Below are 26,199 nucleotides of genomic sequence, written 5' to 3' on the forward strand. Positions count from 1 at the left end.
TCATCCTTTCGTACCGGATGAAATGTTAGAGCCCTCGATAAAATATCTCTGGAAAAAGAAAAATAAAAGGACCACCGGAAGCAATACGGTAACAGACATGGACATTAAATAATGCCACTGGGTCTGGACCGTCCCTTTGAATGTCTGCAAGCCAATCTGGAGTGTATACATGCTTTCATCATTTATATATAAAAGCGGGCCAAGCAGATCATTCCAGGCCCCATTGAATGAAAAGATCGCTACAGTAATAAGAGCGGGCTTGGTCAGAGGGAGCATGATGTGCCACCAGATTTTCAAGTGGCTGGCCCCGTCAAGATAGGCTGCTTCAATTAGCTCGTTGGGAATGGTCATCATGAATTGCCTTAACAGGAAAATAAAAAAGGCACTGCCCAGGAATGCCGGGACGATTAAAGGCAGATAGGTGTTAAGCCATCCAAGCTTAGAAAACAGGATATATTGTGGAACCATTGTGACAAATCCCGGAATCAGCATGGTCGAGAGGACGAGGATAAAGAGAGTGTCCCTTCCCTTGAAACGGATTTTCGCAAACGCATAAGCAACAAGCGAATTGATAAAAACAGCCCCGATTGTCCCGCACACCGCAATAAAAAGAGTATTTAGCGCCCATCTGGTAAATGGGGCAGTCTGCCATGCTTCAATATAGTTGGAGAAATGAAATTCTTTTGGGATAAAGGTTGGCGGATACTGAGCTATTTCTGCGGGAGACTTAAGCGATGTCGAAATCATCCACCACAACGGCGCCAACACAAATACACTTCCCAATATCAATAGGAACACAACAATGGTGTTTTTCATCTTCTCCCTAAACTTCTTGCTTTTGTAAAAGGCATGTGCGGATGCCGTCTTCATTTCCTGTCGCCTCCTTCATAATAAACCCAGCGCTTGCCAAGCTTCAGGTTTATCACAGTCAAGATCATGACAATAATAAATAGCAGCCAGGCCATCGCCGAAGCATAACCCATATCAAAGACTTTGAAAGCATTGTTCCACATATGGAGGTTATAGAACAATAAAGAATTTGCAGGTCCCCCGCTGCCGCTCTCCGTCATGACATAAGCTTCCTGGAAAATTTGAAATGCGCCTATTGTACTGGTGATGACATCAAAGAATATGATCGGCGAAATCATTGGCAGTGTTATATACCGCAGCCTCTGCCAAAGTCCTGCTCCATCCAGCTCAGCAGCCTCATACATTTCCTTTGACACTCCCTGGAGACTCGCCAGATACAAGAGCATCCCGCCGCCGACACTCCACATTTTCATGAGCAGCAAGGCAGGCTTGGTCCATTCCGGGTCAAACAGCCATGCAGGTCCTTCTATTCCCACCCATGCCAAAACGGTGTTAACAAGTCCTGTAGAGGGACTGAGAAGCTGCATCCATAAAAAATAGACGGCTACTCCCGACAGGATGGAAGGCAGGTAGTAAATTGTCCGGAAGACCTTCATTCCTTTTAGCTTCTGGTTCAGAAGCAGCGCGAGCAATATAGCCCCTGCTGTTGTCAGCGGAACGGAGAAAGCTACATAATATAATGTGTTTGCAAGCGATGTCCAAAAAAGGTCATCGAGTGTAAACATCGTCCGGTAATTCTGAAACCCGACAAAATTCATTTTTGAAGTAATATTGTAGTCTGTGAAACTGGCAAATAGAGAAAATAATAACGGTCCAAGGGTCAAGCCAAAAAATCCGACCAGCCAAGGACTGATAAAAAGATAGCCTGTCAGAGTATCTCTTGTCTTTTTGCTAAGCTTGCTTCTCTTGCTTGCAGCTGCAGGCTCATGCAAATAAGCCGATTCTGGCTGCCGTATCGTTTCTGTCGTTTTCATCCCCTTGAGCCACTCCCTCTCTAATCCTTACTTAAAGAAGAGAGAAAATGAATTTCTCTCTTCTTTGTTCCAGCCATTGAGCTGACCGGAGCTATTCCCTTTTCAGTTTGCTGACATCGCTTTCGGCTTTTTTCAGTCCCTCTTCGGGAGAAATTTTGCCTAACAGGATATTGTCTACTACCGGGTTGATCCTGCTGTGATAGTCAGGATATTCCACTGGGACAGGAAACATTTTGGTCTGCTGGAGATTCTCCACTGTCGCCTGGTAGACCATTTGTTCATCTCCCGTCAATTCGCTAGCTACAGCTTCCGCTGCTTCAATATTGGCTACATTGTCAAAGTTCTTCATAGCCCAATATTTTTGTCCCTCTGGACCAGTCAAATACTTGATAAATTCCATTGCTTCTTCCGGATGGTCGGCACCTTTAGGAATTTCGGCGACGAACCCTCCGCCTTCAGCCCAATGCCCTGAATCTTCATCAAAAGATGGCAGTGGGGCCACACCAAACTCAAGGTCTTGGCCGTAATCACGGATTTGCGTATAGAATGTGCCGATATCCACCCACATAGCTACTTTTCCGGCAATAAACGGATTGGACTGTTCACTTCCAAATTCCGCCTGGTACGTTTGAACCGTCTTCTCGCCAAGACGCTCCTTCCAGCCTAACAGCCAGTGGAGGGCTTCCGCTTTTCTTGGTGTATCGATTGCCAGTTTCCCATTCTCAATAAAACCTTTTCCATCATCCGCATTGGTCATCCAGCTTGAAGCTCCAATGCTGCCCCATAGTGGATAAAAGCCGATTCTTTCATACTGGTTTCCAGTTTTCACATCAAGCTTCTTCGCATATTCTTCCAGCTCTTCCCAGGTTTGAGGCGGAGCTTCCGGGTCAAGTCCAGCTTCTTTAAAGGCAGCCTTGTTATAAAACAATAGTCGGGTATCGGTATTGAATGGAACCGCATATGTTTTGTCCTGATAAACAACTGTCTCCCATAAATGCGGGTAAAACTGTTTTTCAAAGGATTCATCTATGTATTGGCTTAAATCCTCTACCTGCTGGTTTTCAGCTCTCTGTGAAACTGTGTTGATATCATTAATAATGACATCTGCCGGGTTGCCTGCCGCAACGGAAGCCAGATTTTTAGTCCAGATATCTCCCCATGGCAGGAAGGTATGCTTAACATGAATGTCATCCTGGGATTCATTGAAATTGGCAATTATCTTTTCAATGATCGGCCTCCTTGTCTCAGATCCCCAAAAAGTCCAAAAATCGACAACCACCTTGCCATCTTCCGTTTTCTCTGCCTGTGCACTGTTTTCATTTCCTGAACATCCAGCCAGAAATCCCATAAACAGCAAGACAGCGAGCAGTAAATTTCTCTTTCTATCCATGTTTTATCCCCCTGTGTTTAAATGATAAAGTCCTAAATCAGGATATACCCTTTCCGCTCACCCGCTAAACCAGGGAATGTCAGTTTCCCCCGATTTTTCACGATTTTTGTTGCGGCTTCCGATTTCTAAATGGGCTACTTTTTTTTGGCCAATTTATTGCACAAATTACTGCTTCTGAATAGGATATATTGACAATTTAAAAGGAGGTAGTTACGAATGTCTGATGGACGCTGCGGATACGGCGGAGGTTTCGCCTTGCTTGTTGTTTTGTTCATTCTATTGATCATTATTGGTGCTTCTTGGGGTTACGGCTACTATTAAGCCCGAACTCACTCAACTGGAAAAAGTGTCCGGATAATCCGGACACTTTTTTGCGCCCAGTCTTCACACCAAAAAGACCGCTTAACATAGGCGGTCTTCCTGATTAGGCAAATTGTTCCTGGGTGCTCTCCTGCTGGAGGTAGACCAGCGCCTCTTTATCAGATGAGACTGGAAGCTTGAATTCTGTTTTATACTCTTCCGGTCCTTTGCCGGTTATGATCACCCAGTCTCCGTTCTTCGCCTGATTCCAGGCCATTTGGATAGCCAAGGTCCGATCAGGAATGACAGACCCCTTTTCCTGGCCAAAACGGTCATTCAAATCTCTAAGCTCCCTTATCATCTCCTCTTCCGGGATCCCATTTAAATCATCAAAAGTAAGGATGAATTTATCACACATACCCGAAGATGTCCTTACCATATGCTCCCGCTTGGAAATGTCGCGGTCACCCCGGAATCCATATATATGGGTAATATGCCTTGCATTATGGTCTATAGCCGCCTGCAGGCAGTATTCAATCGCATCCTGCGTATGGGCGTAATCAATAATAAAGGTTGCTCCTGAAGGATGGGGCACCATTTCGAATCTTCCGGGAACCCCTGGGAAATGCTCAAGCGCATGGACGATTTCTTCCGGTGCCAAACCAATTTCCAAAGCAGTCAAAAAGGCGAGCGCCGCATTAAAAACATTATGGCGGCCCGGACAGGGGAGGTTAACTTCATACCGGTGCAGACCAGTATTTAGAGTGAAAGTTGTTTTTCCATTCAAAACAATGTCTTCAATCACTATATCGTGGGCTCCCTTGCATCCCAGCGAGGCAAAAGGAACGCCTTTACCGTCCAAATCGGTGCCTAAGCGTTCACCCCAATCGCTTAACACGGAAATAACGGCTTTCCCTTCAGGCTTTAAATAATCAAACATTGAAACCTTAGCCTGATAGTACTCATCCATCGTCTGGTGGTAGTCCAGGTGATCATGGGACAAGTTTGTGAACAAACCATAATCTATTTCAAGTCCTTCTGCCCGGCCCTGCACCAGGGCATGGGAGGATACCTCCAAAATCGCAAATTCATCCTGGCTCTTTGATAAAAGTTCCTGAAGCAAAAGGGCGTCAGGGGTGGTATTTTCAGGCTTGTACACTTCATTATTAATCATGTAAGCAACGGTCCCCAGCAAGGACGCGGATTTGCCTGCCGAATTAAGGATATGTCGAATCATGAACGCCACCGTCGTTTTTCCGTTGGTTCCCGTTATGCCAATCACCTTTTTCTTCCGTGAAGGAAAGCCATAAAAAATACTGGCCAATTGGCCAAGAGCTATGCGGCTGTCAGCCACCTTGACATAAGGGATGGGTAATGATAAATCCATTTCCCCCACAACAGCAACAGCCCCATTTTTGATTGCTTCCTCAATATAGCCATGCCCATCACTTTCGTAACCAGAAATAGCTACAAACAAATCACCTTTTTTTATTTTACGCGAATCCTTTTGGATTCCCAGGATATCAACATCTTTTGGATGCAGATCTTTTTCGAGTCCCAACCCCAGGTTTTCGAGCAGCTTAACTAATTTCATTGCCATAACTCCCTTTTTTCCTGCCATCAATCTTTAGCAAACAGTTAAATGAAAATATTACGTCTCCTTTTATATTCCCTAATTAATAAAACTTATCCATGTTTTTGCCGACTTCTTGGGCTGCCATTTGAAAATAAGAAATTGGGCTCAGCTTTTATTGCAGAAATAAAAAAAAGGCCGAGCGCCGCTCAGCCTTCCTTCCTAAATTGTTGGGAATTCCTTGCATATCGGTGGAAGTATTTAGCATCCAGCCTGCTATGCTGATTTAATAAATAGGCTGACCTGGTGGCTCCTTCCTTTCTCAAAGTGTTTAAGGCCTCAATCATCTCCTTTGCCATTTTTACACCTATGCCATGTCCAAAATATTGGTCATTACCAAGGAATACGGCATTTTCCCCCAGCCATATCACCTGTTTATGGTCAGGGTTATAAAAATACACTACATCCCCAGGAATGAATTCTGTTCCCCTTCGAGTCACAATGACTAGGTCAGGGTCATAATTCCAGTTCCAGACCAGCAGACCTCCAAACAAATAATTAAAGTCGGATGGACGAATGGAATCCAATACGGCTTTATAGAAAATGAAAACCATGGCCGTTGAACATTCGAAGCCATAGATTTTCCCATTATTGAAAACATCCCTGATTGCATCAGACGGAAGTACGTCCGGCCGCAAAAGATAGCCACGGCTGCTCCGGACCCAGTATGCGGGATTAAACTGTGAATACTGGAACGTAGTAAAGGCTGCCCCGCTTTGATGCATCTGGTGGGCTGCATTCATGATATTTTCCCTAAGCTGAAGCTCGAATAATAACTCACCAGGTGTAAAAAAACTGAAGATTTCCCTGCTTGCATTCATTGCCATAAATATCTCTCTTTTTACCCCTTGAAGGCTGTCGGGATGAATCCCGTTCGGAGCGGTTGCAATCCTGATCATATTGCCCTCCTTCCAAAGAGTTCCCTTTAAGAAAAGCGCAAGCGCCTTGCTTGTTAAAGAAAATGCCATTATAGAATAGTATGAGGGCTTCCATTCATTAAGAAGCAAAAAAAACTCAAATCCATTTGGATTGAGCTAAAAGATTATTTTTTCGTTTTGCTGGAATTTTCCCCGCAATAGCTGATAAATTGCTGAACTTTCGAAAAGTCCTCATACAGCATCAGCAGCAAATCTCCTGCGTTTGAAAGCTCCCATGCTTTTATAAACGCTTCAACTTCTGCCGGAACCAAATGAATTTGGTTGTCTGAAAGGCTGGTGCATGCTGCTTTTTTCAGGATAGCGGGAACCTCCAATGATCTTCTCCCTCTTAATTCGGCATCTTCTTTAATAATCATGATATCCGATTTGGATGCTGCCAGCCGTCCAAGGTCTTTAATATCATCATCAAGCCTGTCTCCCGGCGCAGAAAGGACGGTAATGACCCTCTTGGCATTCATTGCCTGAACAGCTTCGAAAATTGCCTTCAGTCCGGCGTAATTGTGGGCATAGTCAATAATGATTTGTCTGCCTTCCTTATCAAGCTTATTGAAGCGCCCCTTCGAAAAGTGAAAGTCAGGCAGGAACGATAAGGCTCTTTCTTTAAGTACCTCCATTTCGATTCCTTGTGCATAGGAAGCCGCTAAGGCTTGCAGTAGGTTGGCGAGGTTATGCCTGGCCGTGCCATTAAAGGTTACCGGGATATCCCGGGCCGGCAGGAAAGGAATCTTTTTCCCTTTATCGCTGCAGATAATCTGTCCGGATCTGTCGACATACCATGATGTTCTCCCCTTTCGCAAAGAGTCCTGGATATGAATATTCCTCTCTTCCAGGGAAGTATAGACGATCTGGCCTTTTGAATAGGAAGCCATCTTGGCAACCTCCGGGTCATCAGCATTAAGCACACAGCTGCCGCCTTCTATCACAACTTCTGGAATCAGCCTTTTTAGTTTAACCAGCTGGTCAAAGGTCTCGATGCCATCAAGACCTAAATGATCTTCGGCAACATTCGTCACTACACCCACATCGCAATAACGAAAGGCCAATCCTTCCCTGAGAATGCCCCCTCTGGCTGTTTCAAGGACAGCGATATCTACCTGTGGACTGGCCAGTACCTTTCTGGCGCTGATTGGCCCGCTGCAATCCCCTTCATCAATGCATTGGCTGCCAATATACACGCCATCGGAATTGGTCATCCCGACTGTTCGGCCATCAGCATCAAGAAAGTGTGCGATCATCCGCGTTGTTGTTGTTTTGCCATTAGTACCAGTTACGGAAATAATCGGAATGGACGCTTCCTCCCGATCCCTGAAAAGGTAATCAACAATTGCTTTGCCGGCATCCCTGCTTTTGCCTTTGCTGGGAAAGTGGTGCATCCTGATGCCGGGTGCCGCATTCACCTCGATGATGGCTGATTCTTCAAAGCAAAAAGGCTTTGTTATATCCCTGCTGACCAGGTCGATTCCTGCAATATCAAGTCCCACTGCCTTTGCGGCTGCCACAGCAATCTCCACAACGGTGGGATGTATTTCATCCGTTACGTCAATGGCCTGCCCCCCAGTAGAAAGGTTGGCGTTTCCGACCACCTGGACTACCTGCCCCCTTGACGGAACAGAATCGAGGCTAAGATTAAATTTCTCCAGGAAACAGGCTACAGTATAATTGAAAGGGATTTTCGTCATTGGTTTTTCATGCCCCTCCCCTCTAAGGGGATTTTCATTCTCGATTTCTATCAATCTGCGTATGGAATCGTGGCCGTTCCCAATGATAAATGGCGGCAGGCGGAGACTGGCCGCGACTAATTTGCCATCCACAACCAAAAGCCGGTAATCATGACCCTCGTAATATTGCTCAATGATATACTCTTTAACATGACCATCCATACAATGAACCACATTAAACAGTTCCTGCTTATTCTTGATATTTGTGATCACTCCCTGACCCTGCCTGCCGTTCCGTGGCTTAATCACAAGCGGAAATCCAACTTTGCCCGCCGCCTTAAAAATTTCTTCCAAGGAGGCCACTATTTCTCCTTTGGGAACAGGCAAGCCACAGCTATGAAGAATATCCTTTGTAACTTGTTTATCACATGAGTTTTCCACAGCCATGAACGAGGTCTGGCTGGTGATCGTTGCCTGGACAAACTTTTGCCTGGAGCCTGTACCCAGACGAATCAAACTGTCTTTGCCTACCCGTTCAGCCGGGATTTTTTTTCGGATTGCCGCTTCCAGGATGGCTTCTGTACTCGGGCCTAATTTATTCTCATAGTACAGTTCGGAAATACGTCTTACATATCCTGCCACATCAATCTGCTCGCTCCCGCCAAGAATCCGAAGGACAATCTGCTTTGCCGCTTCAAAGGCAAAATACCCGGACTCGGGCTCTTTACATTCAAAAGTGACAAAGTAAATACCTTTTTGCCTGCTGGTGACAGTCTTTCCATGCGAAACCTTCACTCCTGCCAAATTTTGAAGTTCAATTGCCATATGTTCCAGGATATGCCCCATCCACGTTCCTTCGGTGAGCCGATCAACAAATGCCCCTTCATAACCCATGGAACATGTATGCTGGCGCAGCCCGGGAAGCAGTGTAAGGAGCTTTTCCTGAAAGCCGCCAATTAAATTTGAAGGCTGGTACTCCAGTTCTTCCAAGTCCAATTCAATCCATATAGTAGGTTTATAATTAAAGTAATTGGGACCTTTTAAGTACCTTACACGATTAATCTTCATTCTGGTGACCCTTTCCTTTCATAATCTTCCTGGAGGACAGGTTAAAGCCATAGCCATCTGTCAGGGCATGCAGCTTAAAGTCCGTGATTGTCAGTTCTTCTCCTCCATTTTCCGACCGGACAAAATCCACAAGCCTTCCATCTTTTCCGTCTATTATAAAAACCTGATGTTCTCCTATTACACCAAACTCGTCCCCATTCACGATGATGGCAGTATTTTCGTCAATGCCGATCCCGATTAGCTCCTGATTCTCTGCAATTGCCCCTATCAGCCTTCCAAACCGGCCTCGCTGGGAAAAATGCTGGTCAATTAGAAGCTCCTTCTTGAATCCAAAGCCCTTTCCCATTTCAATCTTAAGCCGTTCTTCTTCATTACTCTTCATTTCGGCATACACAATCATTTCTTCACCCATGATGGAAGCCCCGGCACTTGTTCCGGCAATCAGCATGCCAGATTGCCATTTATCGTATATCAGCTGGTGCAGCCTGGTTCCCCTGATAAACTGAGAGAGCCTTTTCTGGTCGCCTCCCGTGATGAATAAGGCGGATAGATTGGCAGCTTTCTCAATAATATCAGTAGATTCGGCCTTGGCCCGGGAATCCACTTGCAAAACTTCAATTTTGTCTACCCCAAGCTTTTTAAAGACGTCAATATAGTCCGCACTCACTTCATTTGGGATTTGGGAAGCTGTCGGCAATATCGCGATTCCTCCATTTTTCAAATCTCCTGCAAGGTGAATAAACGTTTCCAGAATCTCTCCCTCTGTACATTTTTCTTCATTGCCGCCAATAATCAGCAATTTGCCTGCACTCATTTTAGTTTTTCACCTTTCTTTTCAATATCGTACGCACATAGCATATTCCGTTCGGCCATTAAGGCCAGAAGAATATATAGTATATTCCAAGCTGGTATAAGCTATTCTCCAAATCAAGAATTTTTGCCCCTATAACAGGTTACCCAAACACGGCTTGTTTTCATTCGTCCAGAATCGGGTACTGTAAATTATCACTGAATACAAGGAGGTTACAATGATGAATAATGATAAGAACAACTCTGTTGAGCAAGAACGAAAGAAGGAACACAATATCGACATCGAACCTCAGCGTGAAGGAGATAAAACCAAAACGAAAGAAGATAACAATAAATGAGGCAGGAAAAGCGCAAATCAATGGATAATCCTGAACAGTACCCTACTGACAAAGAAAGCCTTCATGACATGTTTGAAAGTGAGCAGACAGTCGATGCCCTGCCAGTCGAAGATTTAAAACAGGAGCAAGCCGAAGAAAAAAATGGATCCATCATAAAAGATAATTCATCAACACAGGAGAAATACAAAGTGGATTATGAGGAAAAATGAGGGGAAGCTGCTTCCCAGATTGTCGAGAAAGAGTTCTTTCTCGACAATTTTTTATGCCACGGGGCTTGTTTAGAACTGCTCCTGATGTTTTTTCTTCGGGAGCAGTCCGGATGGAAGGCTCATTCGGTCTTGAGGCCCCCTTTTCTCCGCAAGTTGTTTCACTTTTTTTCTGCTTCCTCTTCTTTTAATTTTTAAAGCCCTTACATTGTATATTGTCAATCTTTCGTAATAATTTCCTCAATAGAACCAATTGAAGAAGCCGTTCTTCTATCGTATTATAAAATCATGCTCGATAATGTGAAATTTTTCACAAATCAAAAAAAAGCGGCTTGTTCGCTTATGTTTTCAGGAAATCTTGTGATTCATTTTGCATAAATTTAACCTATCATTTATCAGAAAGAAGGAATTATCTTGAAAGCAAAAAAAATTGTTATTCTTGGCGGAGGGTACGGAGGACTGGTTACTAGCAGAAAGCTGGGCAAACTCTTAAGAGAAGGAGAGGCTGAAGTAACTCTTATCAATAAGCATGATTATCATTATATTGCGACACAGCTACATAAAACAGGGGCCGGTACAGCCACTGACGATAAAATAACCATCCATATCCCTAATTTGATTCAAACCGATAAGATTCGGTTCAAAAAGGGCGTCATTGATTCAGTAGATTTTAACAGCCAGCAAGTGCATCTTGAAAATGGTGAAAAAGTTTCCTATGATTATTTGCTGCTTTCTCTCGGTTTTGAAGTAGATACCTTTGGGATTCCTGGTGTTAAGGAGAACGCTTTTAAGATTCGCAGCTTCAGGAGTACGAAGGCCATTTACTATCACCTCCTGCATCAGTTCGAAGCCTACAAGGAAGACCGAGATCCTTCCAGGCTAACCTTTGTGGTTGCCGGTGCCGGTTTTACAGGAATTGAAATGATTGGTGAACTGGCAGAAGCCATACCGGGAATGTGCAAAATCTACAATATTCCAGTTTCGGAGACAAGAATCATCAACGTGGAAGCTTCGGGTTCCGTCCTGCCAGGCTTTGACCAAAAGGCCATTGACTATACTTCTAATTATGTGAAAAAGTACGGAATCGAGCTCATGACTTCAACTAAAATACTTGAATGCACAGACACTGCCATTAAACTTGACAACGGGACTACCCTGCCTTCGAGAACCTTAATTTGGTCCGGCGGTGTCAGGGGCAACACCCTGCTTGAAAAGCTGGGACTGCCAATTGAAAAAAGCAGGGTCAAGGTTGACCGGCACCTTCGGGTTCAAGGCATGAAAAACGTTTTTTGCATCGGAGACGCAGCGCGTTTTATGAAGAACGAAACAGAGGCTCTTCCTCCTACTGCCCAAGTGGCGATCCAGCAGGCCGAACTGTGCGCTCCAAATATCATTGCCGCGCTGAGGGGAGAAAGTTTGCGTGAATTCCAGTACAGCCATAAAGGAACAGTTGCCTCCATTGGCAACACGGCCGCCGTTGGCAATGTATTCGGATTTAAAATCAACGGACTGTTTGCGGCTTTTATGAAACAAGTAATCGAAGCTAGATATTTATTTGTATTGGGCGGTCCCACACTTGTCATCAGGCAATTTTCAAAGTTAGCCAAGCCTTATTTAAAGACTGCTCCCCAAAATAAATAACAAGAGCGGACACGCCTTGCTCAGCCACGACAAGCTCGGAAGACGGATAGCTTCTAAGTGTCACTTTAAAGGCAGGCCTTTAACAGGCCTGCCTTCGTTTACATGTTTCCAACTGTTAAAGGCTGCTCGGGCGGGCGTTTCCCCCTCTGAAGCTCTCGAATGGTAAGCCCAAAATCCATTTGCAAATGGGGGTAGTCCTTGAAGTGCTTCCAATCTCCGCCCCATTCAAAGCCAAGTCCCCTAGCAAGTTCAACCACTTCAAGCCAATCCGATTGGCCATTTCCATTGCCGTCATATTCCATGTCCCAAAGAGCTTTCCCGCTGTCAGCCTTTAAGGCAAAATCAATCGCTAAACCAAAGTTATGAAAGGACTCACCGCCTTGGGCATGGGTGACAATGTTCCCGCCAGCCGTCCTCCCCCTGGCATATAAGGAATCCTGCTCTTCAAAACTTCTGAATCCATCCGTAATAATAATTGAAATCCCTTTGTCTGCCGCCTGCCGGACAAGCAAATCCGCCTGCTGTGCAACATGGGGATGAAGGCCCTCGGGCAATGGTATATCTTCATTCAGGCCTGGCTGGTCAAGAAATTTGAAATATAGAACCAGAACAGCCAACACGAATATAAATGGCAGGACTGCACTGTTGGACCTTTTCTTTTTCACTGCAAATCCTTCCTTTCATTGTATTTATAATAACGAACAAGATGCCCATTTGGTTTCATTAAAAAAGAGACCTTCTTACAGACCCTTCTCATTGATTCTACCACTCTCCTTAAAATTGCCGCTTTATGGAGATTCAGAGGGTTTCCCAATGAAGGTAGCGGAAATGGCCAATAAGTAATAAATAGTTTGAAAATTGTCAAAAGGGATTGTCGAATCCAGCCAAAGCATGTAAAATTTTTCTAAGACGGTCTGAATGCGGTGGTGATGCTAATGGAAATAACCAGGCACTTTTTATTCAATTTATCCCTCTTGCTTATCTTCATGTTTATTTCCTTGATGTGGACAGAGCGCATAGGCACGAATTCCATACCAAAGCGGACCGCCACGCTTTATTATATATCGAGCATTTTCCTTTGTTTCGCTTTCTCTTATAACCTGACTGACACCATTAGACTTGACCTTCGGGATGTACCTGTCATTATCGGCGGCCTTTACCTGGGAATCGGCCCGTTGCTGGCAGCAACAGCCATCCTGACTCGGGCTCTTGACGGCATAGATTCCGGGATCCTCACCCACATTCTTTTTTACGGGTTGCTGGCGTTCTCTCTCTGGCGTCTCCACCCTTGGTTTATCGGCCAGAAAGCAAAATGGAGAATCATCTTTGCCGTATTGGCGACTTTCATAGTAAGTTTCGGAACAGTGGTTCATATAGAATGGATCAATCCCCCCCATGAGAAATTTGATGTATGGATGGCCTATCTGTTCATTCCATCACTAGGTACATGCATATTGGCTTACTCTGTCGAATTTGTAAGAAAGAATTTATTAATGAGAAAACATCTGATCAAATCTAAAAAGCTAGAGGTGGTTGAACAAATGGGAGCCGCCATTTCACACGAGATTCGCAATCCATTGACAGCAGCAATTGGCTTTGTCCAGCTGCTCCAGGAAGACAGGGTACAGCCATCCAAACGTAAGGAATATCTTTCCCTGGTGAAGGGGGAACTGGAATCAGCAGAGAAAGTGATTCAGGATTATCTAACCTTTTCGAAGCCTTCCTTCGGAGCTGTGGAAGTCTTAAATATCAGGCGGGAACTTGCCCATGTACTAACGATAGTTCAGCCATTGGCCAATAAAAATTCCGTTCGGATTACTTCAGATTTTGCAGGGGTTGGCTTTGTTGAAGGGGATCGCCAAAAGTTCCGGCAATGCTTTTTAAACGTTCTGAAAAATGGCATTGAAGCCATGCCATCAGGTGGCGAACTGGTCGTTGAAACTCTTTTCACCCCTGCACATGTGGGGATTACCATTAAAGATACCGGAATTGGGATGACCAAAGACCAGCTGGACAGGCTGGGAGAACCGTATTATTCAACCAAGGAAGGGAAAGGCACAGGGCTTGGCATGATGGTGGTGTACAGTATTGTGCGGGCGATGAAGGGGACGATACAGGTGGAAAGCAGTGAAGGAGAAGGCACAGCCTTTCATTTTATGTTTCCTTCCACAAGAAATATCCGAAAGGAAAACCTCTCTTAGGAAACGGCCTTATGGCTGGGACTACCCATAATGGCATCCACTGCAAGTGACATTCATGCGGGAGACACAGAAAGAGGCTGGAGAATTCTCCAGCCTCTTTCCTGTCAGGAAACTTCCTTATCGGTAATCTTATATTCTTCTTCCCAATACTCAGCATTTTTGATGCCTAGTTTTGTGGAATTGAATACAGGATCAAGTCCTTGTTTTTTCTGTTCTTCATAATCTTTGAGGGCAATCAATGCAGGCTTAGCCAGGATTAGAATGGCGATAAGGTTCAGCCATACCATCAAGCCAAGGCCTACGTCGCCCAATGCCCATGCGAGTGTAGCCGTTTTGACGGCCCCGTAAAAAGTTGCTCCAAGGATAACAATTTTAAGAATGAACATAGCCGGTTTGCTGTTTTTTCCTCTAGTCAAGTAAGCGATATTCGTTTCAGCCATATAATAGTAAGCCATGATTGTGGTAAAGGCAAAGAAGAATAGGGAAATGGCCACAAAGCCTGCTCCAAACCCTGGTATGGCGGATTCCACTGCTGCCTGTGTAAATCCTGGCCCCGCCTCAACACCCGGCAGGTTTTCCACAATTGGTGTAGTACCATCAGGCCCTACAGTATTAAAGGAACCCGTAAACAGGATCATAAACGCAGTAGCGGAACACACAAATAATGTATCGATGTATACGGAAAACGCCTGAACCAACCCCTGTTTGGCAGGGTGTGATACTTCGGCCGCTGCAGCTGCATGAGGCCCTGTTCCCTGGCCGGCTTCGTTCGAATAAATCCCGCGTTTGACACCCCATGCAATCGCACTGCCAATAATTCCCCCAAACATGGAGTCAGCTCCAAAGGCTGAGCTGAAGATCAGGGCAAATACACCTGGGAGCTCCGTTATATTCATTCCGATTATCACCAGGGCTACCAGAATATAGCCGACAGCCATGAATGGCACAGCATATTGGGCAACAGTAGCAATCCTTCTGACGCCGCCAAAAATGATCAAGCCCAGCAGTATAACAAGCATAATTCCTGTGATTGTCGGGCTTAATCCAAATGCATTTTCAAGGCCCAATGCAATGGAGTTTGACTGGATTCCCGGCATCAGTATGCTCATGGCAAGGAGAGCTGAAATGGCAAAAAGGACGGCAAACCATTTGATCCCGATTCCTTTTTCAATGTAGTAAGCCGGGCCCCCGCGGTAAACACCGTCCTGCTTGACTTTATAGATCTGGCCTAAAGTAGACTCTACAAACGCGCTGCCTGCCCCGATAAAAGCGATTGCCCACATCCAAAAAACCGCACCTGGCCCCCCCATCGCAATGGCGGTCGCAGTTCCTGCGATATTCCCAGTCCCGACCCTTCCCGACAGGGCAAGTGATAATGCCTGGAATGAGGATACCCCGGCAGCTGAACTTTTCCCCTGGAACATAAGCAATACCATATCCTTGATGTGCCTGACTTGCAAAAATCTCGTTAAAATAGAAAATAATAGCCCCACACCCAAACAAATATAAATAACCGGGGTGCTCCACAATACACTATTAAGCCAGTTTACTATTGCTTCCACTTCTTTCCCTCCCATACTTATTAAATTTTCTCTATATTTTGAATTATATGCAATTAATGTGTACAGCACAATATATGTAAAGAAAAATTTTAAAAAAATGTGTAAGGAATGTTGACATAATTAATCATTAAGTGGCCCGGAAGACTTTGCGGAACACAAAACAGCCGCCTCCCAAAGGAAGCGGCTTAAGTTATGACTGAACTTAACGGTCTTTATAATCGCTGCTCATATTTCTCTCTGTGAACTTTCCTTCAGCTTCTGATTCAATGTTTACTTCCTCGCGTTTCAGATTCTCCCTTACCTTTTCTGTTTCTTGTACTTCACGCTTGCCAACTACCAATTCTTCTTTTACTACCGGCTTTTTATGGACTTCCACCTTTTCCTCCATAATTGGAACCCGAATGGTTTCGTCATCACCTGTTACAGTATCCGCTGTTTCTTCATTGACAGCGCGCCTTTCTACATATACCTCTTCCCGTGTAACCGGAACATTGATGGTTTCCTGATCTTCCACTACCTCTTTGTGGATTTCCACTTCACCGGCCTGGACACGTTCCTTGGAAATATCAAGCTGCTCTTCTTTTAGCTCAAGGGATTGCTCTACCGTATCTGCTCCCCTATCAATTCCTGCTGTGTCATATGCATTGACAGAATCCGCATAAGAGTCACGTTCTCTATCCGATGCAATAACACCGCCTTGAGGCACCGCCCCTTCCGTTAAGAGAATGATACGGCCATTGCGGACATCCCCTTCGTATTCTCTCGCAGCATCCTCGGATAATCCCACTCCGACCAGTCTGTCGCTTAAGGAAGGTGAATTTCCGCCCAAATTATCATCGCCATCAAAAACGTTTAGCAAGTTCTGCCAGAAACCGCCCTTGTTTTCATTTTCCCTGTTAACATTGCTTACGTCTTCCGTCACTACGCCTGTCCGATTTTCAAATGCAGGCGACAGATCCGGTGTGTCTCCAATGATGGAAAAGTCCTGGACTGAATATCCTTCTTTTTTGTACCTTTCAATTGCTTCTATTAAATCCTCCTGGTTATCAAAAACACCAACTACTTCTTTAGCCATAAATATTACCTCCATTCAAAATCATTCTGGTAAACCAGCATTTCTCCTGGTAATCAGGATATACCCGCGATCAGAGTTTATCCAAACATCTAATTTTTTTTCGAGGCTCCATATGGGAGGGAATCGCTGTTGAAGGTTTGGACAGTGACCCCATGAGGAATATGTAGGTATTCTATAACTTTTGGAGGGACATCCATTGAGTAAGAAGTACATAATTGCCATATGTTTATCAATGATTTTTTCACTGGCACCTGCTGCCTCCGCCATAGAGCAAAACAACAAGGTCATTCTCCTTTCTGTTGACGGAATGAGGAATGATCTAACTCTTCAATATATGCAGGACGGGTCTCTTCCCCATATTCAATCACTTGCCGAAAGTGGAATAGCCGCAGAACATTCCATTACGGTCACCCCTTCCCTGACTGCGCCTTCCCATGCGGCGATGGCTACAGGTGCTTTGCCTTCCGAAACGGGTATGGTCAGCAATAAATGGCAGGATCCTGAAGAGCCTTTAGCCAGGAAAGAAAACGCCTTTAAGGAAAACCTTGATAAGATTCCCCTATGGGAAGAAGCACGAAAAAGCGGAAAGGTCACCGCTACAGTCCTGTTTCCAGGGGCAAATCCAAGTGCGGATGAGAAAGGTGACTATTCCGTCTATTATGGTGAAACATTGGCTGAACACTCCTATGAAAAGCTTTCCTTCGAGCCCGCTGGCCGCCTGGATTCAGTGCCTAAAAGTTTCAGCCCTGTCATGGAAGCAAAGATTCCCGTTCAGCTGAAAGATGCATCAAATCTCCATCTATCCCTGTTAGCAGTTGACACCATAGATGACTCAGAAAAAAAATATGACACCTTTATCTTAAGAGACGCGGAAGAATTGAATAAAGACGTTGGACAGACCAAAAACCAGGAATGGGGAGCCTTCCCCCTAAAGATAAATGATGAAAACGCAGGCTTTTGGTATAAGGTAAAAGCTAATGAAAACCTGGAAGAATCCTATTTTTACCAAACAGAAATCAAATCGGCCGTTTTTGGCGGTCCGGAAGAGTTTGAAGAGGAAATTATTGATCAATTCGGCTTTTTTCCTGTCCAGGAAGATGTCAAGGCCTTCGAGGAAGGCTGGATTTCACGGAAAGAATATGAAGAAATCGGAGCGAGATTTGCGGATTGGGTAAGTGATGTCACCCTTCACATTAAAGACAAATATAAACCTGACCTGCTGATGGCCTATATTCCCCATATTGACCATGAATCACATCACTTTTTGCTGGAAAATCCCAGGCAGCCCGGCTATTCAAAAGAAAAGTCTGCGGAATATATGGATTACGTAAAATGGTCATACCGAGTTGCGGACTCTGTAGTTGGCAGGATAACTGACAGCCTTGGGAAGAATGACCATTTCCTGCTTGCCTCCGATCATGGAATGGAGCCTGTCCATTCCATCCTTGCCCCGAATCAGCTTTTGAAGGAAAAAGGCTATCTTAAAATGGGCGGAGATGGGAAAATCGACAAGAATAATTCAGATGCCTATGCCGTTGCCAGCGGCTCGGCTGCCCAGGTGTATCTAAATAAAAACCTGCCCGACAAGGAGAAAGAGGAGCTTAAAAAGGAGCTGGTCAGCTTATTTGAAAAATTCTCGGTGGTCGCTCCTATAAGCTTAAAGGGGTTGGGACATGACTTAAAGGCTATTTCAGATTCCGTTTCCGAGAAATCCTTGCAATCCTTTAAGGATAAAACAAATCAATTTTTTACTTATTTACCAGGTAGCCGAATTTATCCGTATGAAATAGTGACTGCTGCGAAAACCGTTACGAGCCATCCGAATGCAGGCGAGCTGTTACTGATGGCTGCTCCCGGATATATGATGGGAAGCAAACTGACTGATCCTGTACAGCCCACAAAAGAGCTGGGAAGCCATGGCGGTGACCCGAGGAGGAAGGAACTGAAGGCTGTGTTCATGGCCACCGGCCCGGCGATAAAAGCAGGGGGCATCATCGGCCCTGTATCCACGCTTGACATTGCACCTACCGTATATAATCTCCTTGACCTGCCCGCGCCAGGTTTCGTTGAAGGTCAGGTCATAAAAGAGGCAATAAAGAAAGATAAATAAATCAAAAAAGGAACCAGCAAAAAGCTGGTTCCTTTTCTGATTTAACAAGTATTCATTCAGCTCACTGGAAGTTTTGAAGCCAAAGCTTTAGCAAGTGTCGAGGTGGTTTCAATATCGGTAAACGATAACCCCAGCTGGACAGCGGTTGACGCAATTTCAGGCCTGATGCCAGAAAGTGTTGTCTGGACACCAATCAGCTGTAAAGCATTGATTAGCTGGAAAATTTGATGGGCCACCATCGTATCAATCATGACCACACCTGAAAGATCGATGCATAAATGCTCCACTCTCTTGGAAGAACATTGACTTAGCGTATTTTCCAAAATCATTTTAGCCCTTGAAGTATCAATGTCCCCCACCAAAGGCAGCAATGCGGTAACACCCGTAATAGAGATAACTGGAGAACTAAGTTCATTTATCATCTCCTGCTGGGCTTGCAGCTGTTTTTTGGAATGCTTGTACATTTCCTCGGTGAACTCCAAAATGACGTTATCCAGGACCTTTACAATAACTTCCTGCCACACATCCATCTGGCCAGGTTTAACCTTTTCCGGATGTTCCTTTGCAAATTCCCTGACCAAGTCCAAATACTGGGAGCGTGTATTCATAAATTCTTTAAGAATATGGTGAATCGGTGTATTTACATGCTGCTGGTCTGTCGCGATTTCATGAATCCATTGATCAAAATGAGTGGTGAACTCCTCATTTTCCGTATTGAATATTTCGATAAAATGCTCATGAAAAGCATAATTCTGGGCCTTGACGCCCTCGATTACTTTTGGATCCGTTGAAGAATAGACCCCATCTGTCTGACTTTTATCCAGGCTTGCATACCATTCTTCGGTCAGATGTCTTGCCCGGTCTAGAAGATAATGGTATAAATCCTTGTTTCGGTGCAAACTTCTCTCCCACTTTCCATATTTAGATAATTTTTCGTCCATCCTGCGCTAGCGCGTGGTAAATCCCGTGCTGAAGCGTATGGAAGCATTGATATTTCGAAAACCCGAATCCTGAATTTGTCATCAGTGCTCCAAGTTCCGCAGATATACCAACCAATATCATTTCCGTTCCAATCAATGATGCCGCCGAGCCCAGCTTCTCGACCATATGGGCAGTATAATTATCTTCATCCAAGTGAAGGCCGGTCATATCGACAACAAGAAATCTAGCTCCGTTCTTTGGCAGGCTGTTCAATGTCTTTTCAATCATTTCATTGGAGCGGCTATTATCATATCTTCCTACCAACGGCACAACAACAATTCCCTCCAGAACCGGAATGATTGGCGAGGACAATTCACTTACAAGATTCTTAAGCTCAGCAGTCTGTTTTTCAACCATTATTTCGAGACGTTGGATTTCGGTTGACTCCTTCTTTCTGGTTAACTCATGGATATTCTTGTTTATGGTTATATCCGATGGGAAATATTCCACCAGATCAGCCTCTGCACCTTCAAGCTGGCTTTCAACCACCCGGTACCAGATGTTCTCGCCAAATAGACCCGTATAGATACCGGCGTAATGTGCAGGCAAATATGTCCCGGCCTTGCTTTTTCCTTGTGCCTTGTTGATTTTGTATTCCCAGCTGTCCTGCAGGCGGACCTTGATCTGTCTTTTGGTTTCATCCATTTCAAGGATGCTTGCTTTCCCCCAGCCTGCCGATGCATAGGTGCTGGGTATTAAATCAGCCGCTTCCCGATGGCTCACGTTTTTCATATTCCGGAAATAGTCCCCGACCACCAATCCTTGGCGGTAACCAGTTGCTTCCAGCACAAGGCTTGCGGATTCTTCTCCGGAAATTTCCTCAATTGTATCAAAGAATGTTCTCATTGCAGATGAAATCCAAAAAAGGACAGCATCTTCCCCTTCGAAGAGGAACTGGCCTTGTTCTATATTCCAGCCAAATTTTAGGCCGCCTACTTCTATGTTTGAATTGGAAGACTCAGTCATGCTCCAAAAACCCCCTGTATGTAAAAATCATGATGCCCTCAGGACATACCGGATTAAAACTTCAAGTTTAAGTGTACATTGTTTTTCTAACAAAAGTCTATTCATCCACATTTCTTTATTATATTCTAAGGCAGTGAAATAAAATAAAGGAGTGTTCACCTTGCCTTTAAACCTTAAAAAACAAGTGAGCCCGCAGTTTGACCCGTGGGAAGCTTATATGGATGTCCGTCAATACGGAAAGCCGGTTCTATCCAATATTGAATTTACGACGACTACTTTATGCAATATGCGCTGCAAGCATTGTGCTGTCGGCTATACCCTAAGCCATAGGGATCCGGATGCCTTGCCCATCGAGCTCCTGTTAAAGCGGCTGGAGGAAATACCCGCACTCCGTTCCATGAGCATTACCGGCGGGGAACCCATGCTTTCCACAAAGTCGGTAAAGGACTATGTGCTGCCCCTTCTGAAATATGCACATGAAAGAGGAGTATATACCCAGCTAAATTCAAATTTAACAATCGACCTCGACCGGTATGAGGATATCATTCCTTTCCTGGACGTTCTCCATATTTCCCATAATTGGGGAACGGAGGAGGAGTTTATCGAAACTGGCTTTGCCATGATGGACCGCAAACCTTCATACCAGCAAAGGGAAGATCTCTTTAAAAAGATGATTGCCAACAGCAAAGATCTCTCCGCGGCCGGTGTCCTCGTGTCGGCTGAGACCATGTTAAATAAACGGACGCTGCCTTATCTTGAGAAAATCCACAGCCAAATCACCCAGGAAATGGGCTGCAAGCGTCACGAAGTCCACCCAATGTATCCAGTCGATTTCGCTTCTTCGCTCATAACCTTATCTTTAGATGAAATTCGTTCTGCGATACATCATTTGCTCGATATTCGAAATGAGGAAGTATGGATGCTTTTTGGAACACTCCCCTTTTATGCTTGCAGCCAGCAGCCAGGAGACTGGGAACTGCTCCGGAGAATCCGGTCAGCCAAAAATGTGAGCGTTCGTAACGATCCTGATGGACGCTCCAGACTGAATGTCAACATTTTTAGCGGGGACGTCATTGTCACTGACTTTGGCGATACTCCTCCATTGGGCAATGTTAAAAGTGACTCCCTCGAGGAAGTGTACGAACGCTGGAGCCGTTCTTCGCTGGCTGCCTCTTTAAACTGTCATTGTCCCCAGGTGCAATGTCTTGGACCAAACGTACTTGTTAAAGACAAATACTATCCAGGAACCAACTTTTCGAGCAGGAAAGCAGCCATCGAACTGGGATAAGGTTTGGCAATTATGAAAAGGCATGCCAAAGAGGCCCCATCAAGAATGATGTCCTCTTGGATGGGACCTCGGATACATTTCGCCTTTTACCCCTGATAGTGAAGCAAGGATAACACCTTTTTCAGCTCTGCTGCCGGCATTTGTCCGGGAGCAGACGCTTTTTTTGCCGTCGCGAAGGTGAGGGCTGAGCCAAACAGTTCTCCAGAGAGCCTGCTGACCATTCCGGTTCCTGCCATTGAAATGGCCACAATCGGCCTGTCTGCATACTGGGTGGACATCATGTGTGAAGCCTCTAGCAGCGTTAGTACATCGGAAGCGTCTTTCGGCATGACAGCGATTTTTGGAAGGTCCGCGCCAAGCTCTTGTGCTTTGCGCAGCCGGTAAAGGATTTCTTCTTTAGGAGGAGTCTTTTCAAAATCATGCGTAGAAACGATGACCAGAACACGATTTTCGTGAGCCGTTTTCACAAGCCTCTTAACAGTTCCTTCATCGCTGAAAAGCTCAACATCAATGAAATCTACAAGGCCAGATTCTGTTACACGCTCATTCAATTTGACATACCCTTCAAGGCTGAGTTCCTTTTCGCCGCCCTCTTTGCTTGACCGGAATGTGAAAATAAGCGGAATTTCCGGCAAGGAGCTCCGAATTACGGTTAAAGCTGCCATTACCTCCTCAAACTCTTCAATGTCATTAAAAAAGTCGGCACGCCATTCAACCATGTCGGCATCCACGCTTTTAATCAGGGCAGCTTCTTCCCTAAGTTCCGATATTGATTTTCCTGTCAGCGGAACACACACTTTGGGCATTCCCGTACCGATGACAACTCCTCTTACGGTCAACTGTCTTTTCATTTGACCGCCTCCTCTCCCTTTCTTATAAATGGCTCAGCTGTATAGTTCCCAGGCAAGCTTCAGCGAATCAACTATGTACTGTGCTACCTCTTCCACCTCATGGTTATCGGTAATTACCTTAGAATGGTGTACCGAGTATGCTTCCTGCCTTTTGTAGAAAAGCTCTTCGATTTCTTCGAGTGTTTTCCCCTGTAAAACGGGCCTGCTATCAATGATCAGACTGATGCGTTCCTTCCAGGAATCCCACGAGAGATCGAGGAAGAAAACAATACAGGAAGACAAGCATTCTTTTCTGATTTCCTCCTGCAGGAAGGCGCCGCCTCCCACGGAAATGATTTTAAGTTTGCTACGGCACTGCTCAATAATTATTTCTTTTTCTTTTTTCCGAAATGCTTTTTCGCCTATTTCCTTGAAAATCTGCTGTACAGGCATCTGGAATTCCTTTTCAATTTCTTCATCTATATCTACAAAATCCCGATACAGCTTTTTGGCAACTGCTTTTCCAATTGTGGTTTTTCCAACTCCCATAAAGCCGATAAACACTATACTTTTTTCCTTAAGGGGTGTTTCACGGATATCCACCCCATCACCTCCCTACTGCAACAGGTTCATTATAGAAGAAAAACAAGAATACGTAAATGTTTCCAACTGCTCTGCAGAGTATGCTGCGAAACTGGATTCTGATAGTTCAAAAAAGGTTCGCACCGGTTTGCAGGCACGAACCTTTTTTATTCACTTTAAGGCAGCTTCTACTTCTTTGACCATTTCAGCCACAGAGGTAAGGCCTCCGCCTGAAAGGTACCAATAGTCTGCATTGAGATAAACAACATTTCCGTTCTTAACGGCTTTCGTATTCTTGACCAGCTTGTTTTCAACAATTGACTTTGCCGATGGCTGACCGCCTTCAACAACTGCTCCCCGATCAACAACAAACAAATAATCCGGGTCTTTTTCCAATAGGTACTCAAATGAAACATTTTGGCCATGTGTAGAAACTTCAATATTTTCATCTGCGGCCTTGAGGCCAAACACGTCATGAAGGAGGCCGAATCTGGAACCCGGTCCATAGGCGCTCAGGTTCCCTTCATTCGCAAGGACAATCAATGCATTTTTGTCTGCTGCCGTTGCCTTGGCATGCAGGCTTTCGATCGCCTTTTCTACTTCTGCAACTTCTGCTTCAACTTCTGCTTCCTTGCCGAAAATCTCTCCAAGTGTTTTGGCATTCTCTTTGTAAGATTCCATATACCTCGAGTCATCCAGTCCCATATATAAAGTAGGCGCAATCTCGTTTAACTCTTCATAGGAATCCTGCTGTCTTCCGGAAATAATGATCAAATCCGGGCCGATCTCATTAATGCCTTCAAAATCAGGCTCTTTTAACCCGCCTGCATTTTGGTATTTGGAATCTTTATATTTTTCGAGATATTTAGGCAGTGTCGCTTGAGGCAATGCGGTAACTTCCACTCCAAGCTTATCCAGTGAATCGAGGACTCCATAGTCGAATACGACGACTTTCTCCGGATTCTTGGGTACTGTTGTTTCTCCGAGCTGGTGCTTAATCGTTACAGTCTCTTCCTTTGATGCTTCATCACCTGCATCGGCGGTTGTCGAGTCATTCCCGCAAGCAGCTGTTAGTATAGCCATTGTAACTATAAGGAAAAATAGTGCTAGTTTTTTATTCATCCTGTTCACCTCGTGAATTTTCTTATAATTAAATGATAATGATTTTCAATGTCATTTGTCAATGGCGAATTTGTGAAATGTGTCGAGAGCTTCTTCTCCCTTTTATGAAATATTTAGTGCCTTTCGGTATAATATTTATATATTACCTATTCGGAAAGGAAAATTATGAGTATTACCTCGTTTTTATTAAGTTTGATTTTAGTGCTTAATATCCTCTTCGCCATCGTAGTCATTTTTCGCGAAAGGCGCGATGTGAGCTCTACGTGGGCTTGGCTGCTGGTATTGATCCTTATTCCGGTGCTGGGATTTATTATGTACCTTCTGCTTGGCCAAAACCTAAGCCGTTCCCGCCTTTTCACCTGGGAAGACAAGCAGAAGATTGGAATTGAGCAGACGATTGAACGTCAGCTGGATGAAATGCGCTCTGGAACGTTCGAATTCTCCGATGAACACGAGCAGGCAAGCCAAGAACTCATCTACATGCACTTGCTTGGCAACGAAGCCCCATTGACACAGGATAATATTGTCGAAATATATACAGACGGCCACCAAAAGTTCGAATCGCTCCTTGATGATATTAAAAAGGCTCAACATCATATCCATCTGCAATATTATATTATTAAAAGAGATGCATTAGGAAAGAGGATCCGCGATGCACTTATTGAAAAGGCCAAAGCAGGAGTAAAGGTCAGGGTCCTCTATGACGAATTGGGATCGCGCGGCTTGACACGGCGCTTTTTCACCAAATTGCGGGAATCCGGCGGAGAAGTGGAAGTCTTTTTCCCTTCAAGGCTGCCACTGATCAATTTGAGGCTGAATTACCGCAACCACCGAAAGATTGTCATTATCGATGGAAAGGTTGGCTATATCGGCGGCTTTAACATTGGCGATGAATATCTTGGGCTGAACCCCCGGTTTGGTTACTGGCGGGATACCCATCTGCGGATTCAAGGCAATTCCGTCCATGCGATCCAAACAAGGTTTATTCTCGATTGGAACCAGGCATCCTACAGCAACGATATCGAGTATGACCCTGTGCTCTTTCCCAAACCCGATAGAGAAGGAAAAATAGGGTTGCAGATTGTGACCAGCGGTCCGGATTCCGAATGGTCCCAAATTAAAAATGGCTATATCAAAATGATTTCGTTAGCCAAAAAATCCATTTATATTCAAACACCCTATTTTATACCGGACGCCAGCCTCCTGGATACAATCAGGATCGCCTGCCTGTCGGGGGTCGATGTTAAAATCATGATCCCAAATAAACCAGACCATATATTCGTCTATTGGGCCACCTTATCTTATATCGGAGAATTGTTAAAAGCTGGTGCACATGTATATATCTACGACAACGGCTTCATCCATGCCAAAAGCATCGTGGTCGATAACCAGATCAGTTCTGTCGGCACAGCCAATTTCGATATCCGAAGCTTGAACCTGAATTTTGAGATAAATGCCTTCATATACGATGCCAATATCGCGGAGAAATTGAACGGGGCTTTTGAGGAAGATATTAAATTATCAAGAATATTGACTTGGGAACATTATCAGAACCGTTCTAAATGGATTCGTTTCAAAGAATCAATCTCCAGGCTGCTTTCCCCTATATTATAAATAGACCTTGAGAAAGGAGGCAGCCCATGGCTTGCCTCCTTT

At 44.7% G+C, this 26,199-nt stretch carries 23 protein-coding genes; 8 read left to right on the plus strand and 15 right to left on the minus strand.

The annotated features are described in order from the left end of the window. From WQ57_RS22960 to WQ57_RS22970, 3 genes are all read right to left on the minus strand, one after another. Nucleotides 1–870, minus strand: a complete 870-nt coding sequence (locus WQ57_RS22960) for a carbohydrate ABC transporter permease (protein ID WP_046525972.1) — start codon at nucleotides 868–870, stop codon at nucleotides 1–3. Then, a complete protein-coding gene (locus WQ57_RS22965) occupies nucleotides 867–1,844 on the minus strand; it encodes a carbohydrate ABC transporter permease (RefSeq protein WP_046525973.1) in 978 nt (325 codons plus the stop codon). Before WQ57_RS22965 ends, WQ57_RS22960 begins: the two co-directional genes overlap by 4 nt. A 91-nt stretch (nucleotides 1,845–1,935) precedes the next feature. Continuing rightward, nucleotides 1,936–3,234, minus strand: a complete 1,299-nt coding sequence (locus tag WQ57_RS22970) for an ABC transporter substrate-binding protein (RefSeq protein WP_046525974.1) — start codon at nucleotides 3,232–3,234, stop codon at nucleotides 1,936–1,938. Between the two features lie 216 nt (nucleotides 3,235–3,450). Between WQ57_RS22970 and WQ57_RS26380 the strand changes: the two genes are divergently transcribed. Then, a complete protein-coding gene (locus WQ57_RS26380) occupies nucleotides 3,451–3,555 on the plus strand; it encodes a YjcZ family sporulation protein (RefSeq protein WP_084820357.1) in 105 nt (34 codons plus the stop codon). A 103-nt stretch (nucleotides 3,556–3,658) separates the two neighbouring features. Here WQ57_RS26380 and WQ57_RS22975 read toward each other — a convergent pair whose 3' ends face one another. The 4 genes from WQ57_RS22975 to WQ57_RS22990 form a co-directional block, all read right to left on the minus strand. Further along, a complete protein-coding gene (locus WQ57_RS22975; protein WP_046526017.1) occupies nucleotides 3,659–5,128 on the minus strand; it encodes a UDP-N-acetylmuramoyl-L-alanyl-D-glutamate--2,6-diaminopimelate ligase in 1,470 nt (489 codons plus the stop codon). Nucleotides 5,129–5,316: 188 nt separating this feature from the next. Continuing rightward, nucleotides 5,317–6,066 (minus strand): hypothetical protein, encoded by a 750-nt coding sequence (locus WQ57_RS22980; RefSeq protein WP_046525975.1) that lies wholly within the window; start codon nucleotides 6,064–6,066, stop codon nucleotides 5,317–5,319. 143 nt (nucleotides 6,067–6,209) lie between these two features. Further along, nucleotides 6,210–8,831: a cyanophycin synthetase gene (gene cphA, locus WQ57_RS22985; RefSeq protein ID WP_046525976.1), complete on the minus strand. Its 2,622-nt coding sequence runs from the start codon at nucleotides 8,829–8,831 to the stop codon at nucleotides 6,210–6,212. Continuing rightward, complete coding sequence (locus tag WQ57_RS22990) at nucleotides 8,821–9,645, minus strand: cyanophycinase (RefSeq protein WP_046525977.1); 825 nt, start codon at nucleotides 9,643–9,645, stop codon at nucleotides 8,821–8,823. The genes cphA and WQ57_RS22990 overlap by 11 nt, the downstream gene beginning before the upstream one ends. 214 nt (nucleotides 9,646–9,859) lie before the next feature. Between WQ57_RS22990 and WQ57_RS22995 the strand changes: the two genes are divergently transcribed. The 3 genes from WQ57_RS22995 to WQ57_RS23005 all read left to right on the plus strand — a co-directional run bounded on the left by WQ57_RS22995 (nucleotide 9,860) and on the right by WQ57_RS23005 (nucleotide 11,826). Further along, nucleotides 9,860–9,979, plus strand: a complete 120-nt coding sequence (locus WQ57_RS22995) for a 3-methyladenine DNA glycosylase (RefSeq protein ID WP_156183203.1) — start codon at nucleotides 9,860–9,862, stop codon at nucleotides 9,977–9,979. Further along, nucleotides 9,976–10,188 carry a hypothetical protein gene (locus WQ57_RS23000; RefSeq protein WP_046525979.1) on the plus strand — a complete coding sequence of 71 codons (213 nt, stop codon included), beginning with the start codon at nucleotides 9,976–9,978 and terminating at the stop codon, nucleotides 10,186–10,188. Before WQ57_RS22995 ends, WQ57_RS23000 begins: the two co-directional genes overlap by 4 nt. Nucleotides 10,189–10,599: 411 nt before the next feature. Then, a complete protein-coding gene (locus WQ57_RS23005) occupies nucleotides 10,600–11,826 on the plus strand; it encodes an NAD(P)/FAD-dependent oxidoreductase (protein ID WP_052948856.1) in 1,227 nt (408 codons plus the stop codon). A 98-nt stretch (nucleotides 11,827–11,924) separates the two neighbouring features. Here the strand turns inward: WQ57_RS23005 and WQ57_RS23010 are convergent, their stop codons facing one another. Beyond that, complete coding sequence (locus WQ57_RS23010) at nucleotides 11,925–12,491, minus strand: M15 family metallopeptidase (RefSeq protein WP_046525981.1); 567 nt, start codon at nucleotides 12,489–12,491, stop codon at nucleotides 11,925–11,927. A 270-nt stretch (nucleotides 12,492–12,761) separates the two neighbouring features. On the opposite strand from WQ57_RS23010, the gene WQ57_RS23015 reads away from it, so the two are divergent. After that, nucleotides 12,762–14,027 carry a sensor histidine kinase gene (locus tag WQ57_RS23015; protein WP_046525982.1) on the plus strand — a complete coding sequence of 422 codons (1,266 nt, stop codon included), beginning with the start codon at nucleotides 12,762–12,764 and terminating at the stop codon, nucleotides 14,025–14,027. A gap of 104 nt (nucleotides 14,028–14,131) precedes the next feature. Here WQ57_RS23015 and WQ57_RS23020 read toward each other — a convergent pair whose 3' ends face one another. Beyond that, nucleotides 14,132–15,589: an alanine/glycine:cation symporter family protein gene (locus WQ57_RS23020; protein ID WP_046525983.1), complete on the minus strand. Its 1,458-nt coding sequence runs from the start codon at nucleotides 15,587–15,589 to the stop codon at nucleotides 14,132–14,134. Between the two features lie 202 nt (nucleotides 15,590–15,791). Continuing rightward, nucleotides 15,792–16,664 carry a YsnF/AvaK domain-containing protein gene (locus WQ57_RS23025; RefSeq protein ID WP_046525984.1) on the minus strand — a complete coding sequence of 291 codons (873 nt, stop codon included), beginning with the start codon at nucleotides 16,662–16,664 and terminating at the stop codon, nucleotides 15,792–15,794. A gap of 196 nt (nucleotides 16,665–16,860) precedes the next feature. Here WQ57_RS23025 and WQ57_RS23030 point away from each other — a divergent pair, with 196 nt between their 5' ends. Continuing rightward, nucleotides 16,861–18,774 (plus strand): alkaline phosphatase family protein, encoded by a 1,914-nt coding sequence (locus WQ57_RS23030; protein WP_046525985.1) that lies wholly within the window; start codon nucleotides 16,861–16,863, stop codon nucleotides 18,772–18,774. Between the two features lie 56 nt (nucleotides 18,775–18,830). Here the strand turns inward: WQ57_RS23030 and WQ57_RS23035 are convergent, their stop codons facing one another. Both WQ57_RS23035 and WQ57_RS23040 read right to left on the minus strand, forming a co-directional pair. Continuing rightward, the gene (locus WQ57_RS23035; protein WP_046525986.1) at nucleotides 18,831–19,673 is read right to left on the minus strand and encodes an STAS domain-containing protein; all 843 of its coding nucleotides are present in this window, start codon (nucleotides 19,671–19,673) and stop codon (nucleotides 18,831–18,833) included. Nucleotides 19,674–19,695: 22 nt separating this feature from the next. Then, nucleotides 19,696–20,721 carry an STAS domain-containing protein gene (locus tag WQ57_RS23040; protein WP_046525987.1) on the minus strand — a complete coding sequence of 342 codons (1,026 nt, stop codon included), beginning with the start codon at nucleotides 20,719–20,721 and terminating at the stop codon, nucleotides 19,696–19,698. A 160-nt stretch (nucleotides 20,722–20,881) separates the two neighbouring features. Between WQ57_RS23040 and yfkAB the strand changes: the two genes are divergently transcribed. Next, complete coding sequence (gene yfkAB, locus WQ57_RS23045) at nucleotides 20,882–22,009, plus strand: radical SAM/CxCxxxxC motif protein YfkAB (protein WP_156183206.1); 1,128 nt, start codon at nucleotides 20,882–20,884, stop codon at nucleotides 22,007–22,009. 86 nt (nucleotides 22,010–22,095) lie between these two features. Here yfkAB and aroD read toward each other — a convergent pair whose 3' ends face one another. The 3 genes from aroD to WQ57_RS23060 form a co-directional block, all read right to left on the minus strand. Continuing rightward, a complete protein-coding gene (gene aroD / locus WQ57_RS23050; RefSeq protein WP_046525988.1) occupies nucleotides 22,096–22,860 on the minus strand; it encodes a type I 3-dehydroquinate dehydratase in 765 nt (254 codons plus the stop codon). A 33-nt stretch (nucleotides 22,861–22,893) separates the two neighbouring features. Then, complete coding sequence (locus WQ57_RS23055; protein ID WP_046526019.1) at nucleotides 22,894–23,436, minus strand: shikimate kinase; 543 nt, start codon at nucleotides 23,434–23,436, stop codon at nucleotides 22,894–22,896. A 156-nt stretch (nucleotides 23,437–23,592) separates the two neighbouring features. Further along, nucleotides 23,593–24,543: a siderophore ABC transporter substrate-binding protein gene (locus WQ57_RS23060; RefSeq protein WP_046525989.1), complete on the minus strand. Its 951-nt coding sequence runs from the start codon at nucleotides 24,541–24,543 to the stop codon at nucleotides 23,593–23,595. 165 nt (nucleotides 24,544–24,708) lie between these two features. Here WQ57_RS23060 and cls point away from each other — a divergent pair, with 165 nt between their 5' ends. Beyond that, nucleotides 24,709–26,157 carry a cardiolipin synthase gene (gene cls / locus WQ57_RS23065; protein WP_046525990.1) on the plus strand — a complete coding sequence of 483 codons (1,449 nt, stop codon included), beginning with the start codon at nucleotides 24,709–24,711 and terminating at the stop codon, nucleotides 26,155–26,157. The last annotated feature ends 42 nt before the right edge of the window (nucleotides 26,158–26,199 follow it).

It is taken from the genome of Mesobacillus campisalis (assembly GCF_000986785.1).
In the GTDB taxonomy this organism is placed as follows: Bacteria; Bacillota; Bacilli; order Bacillales; family Cytobacillaceae; genus Mesobacillus_B; species Mesobacillus_B campisalis.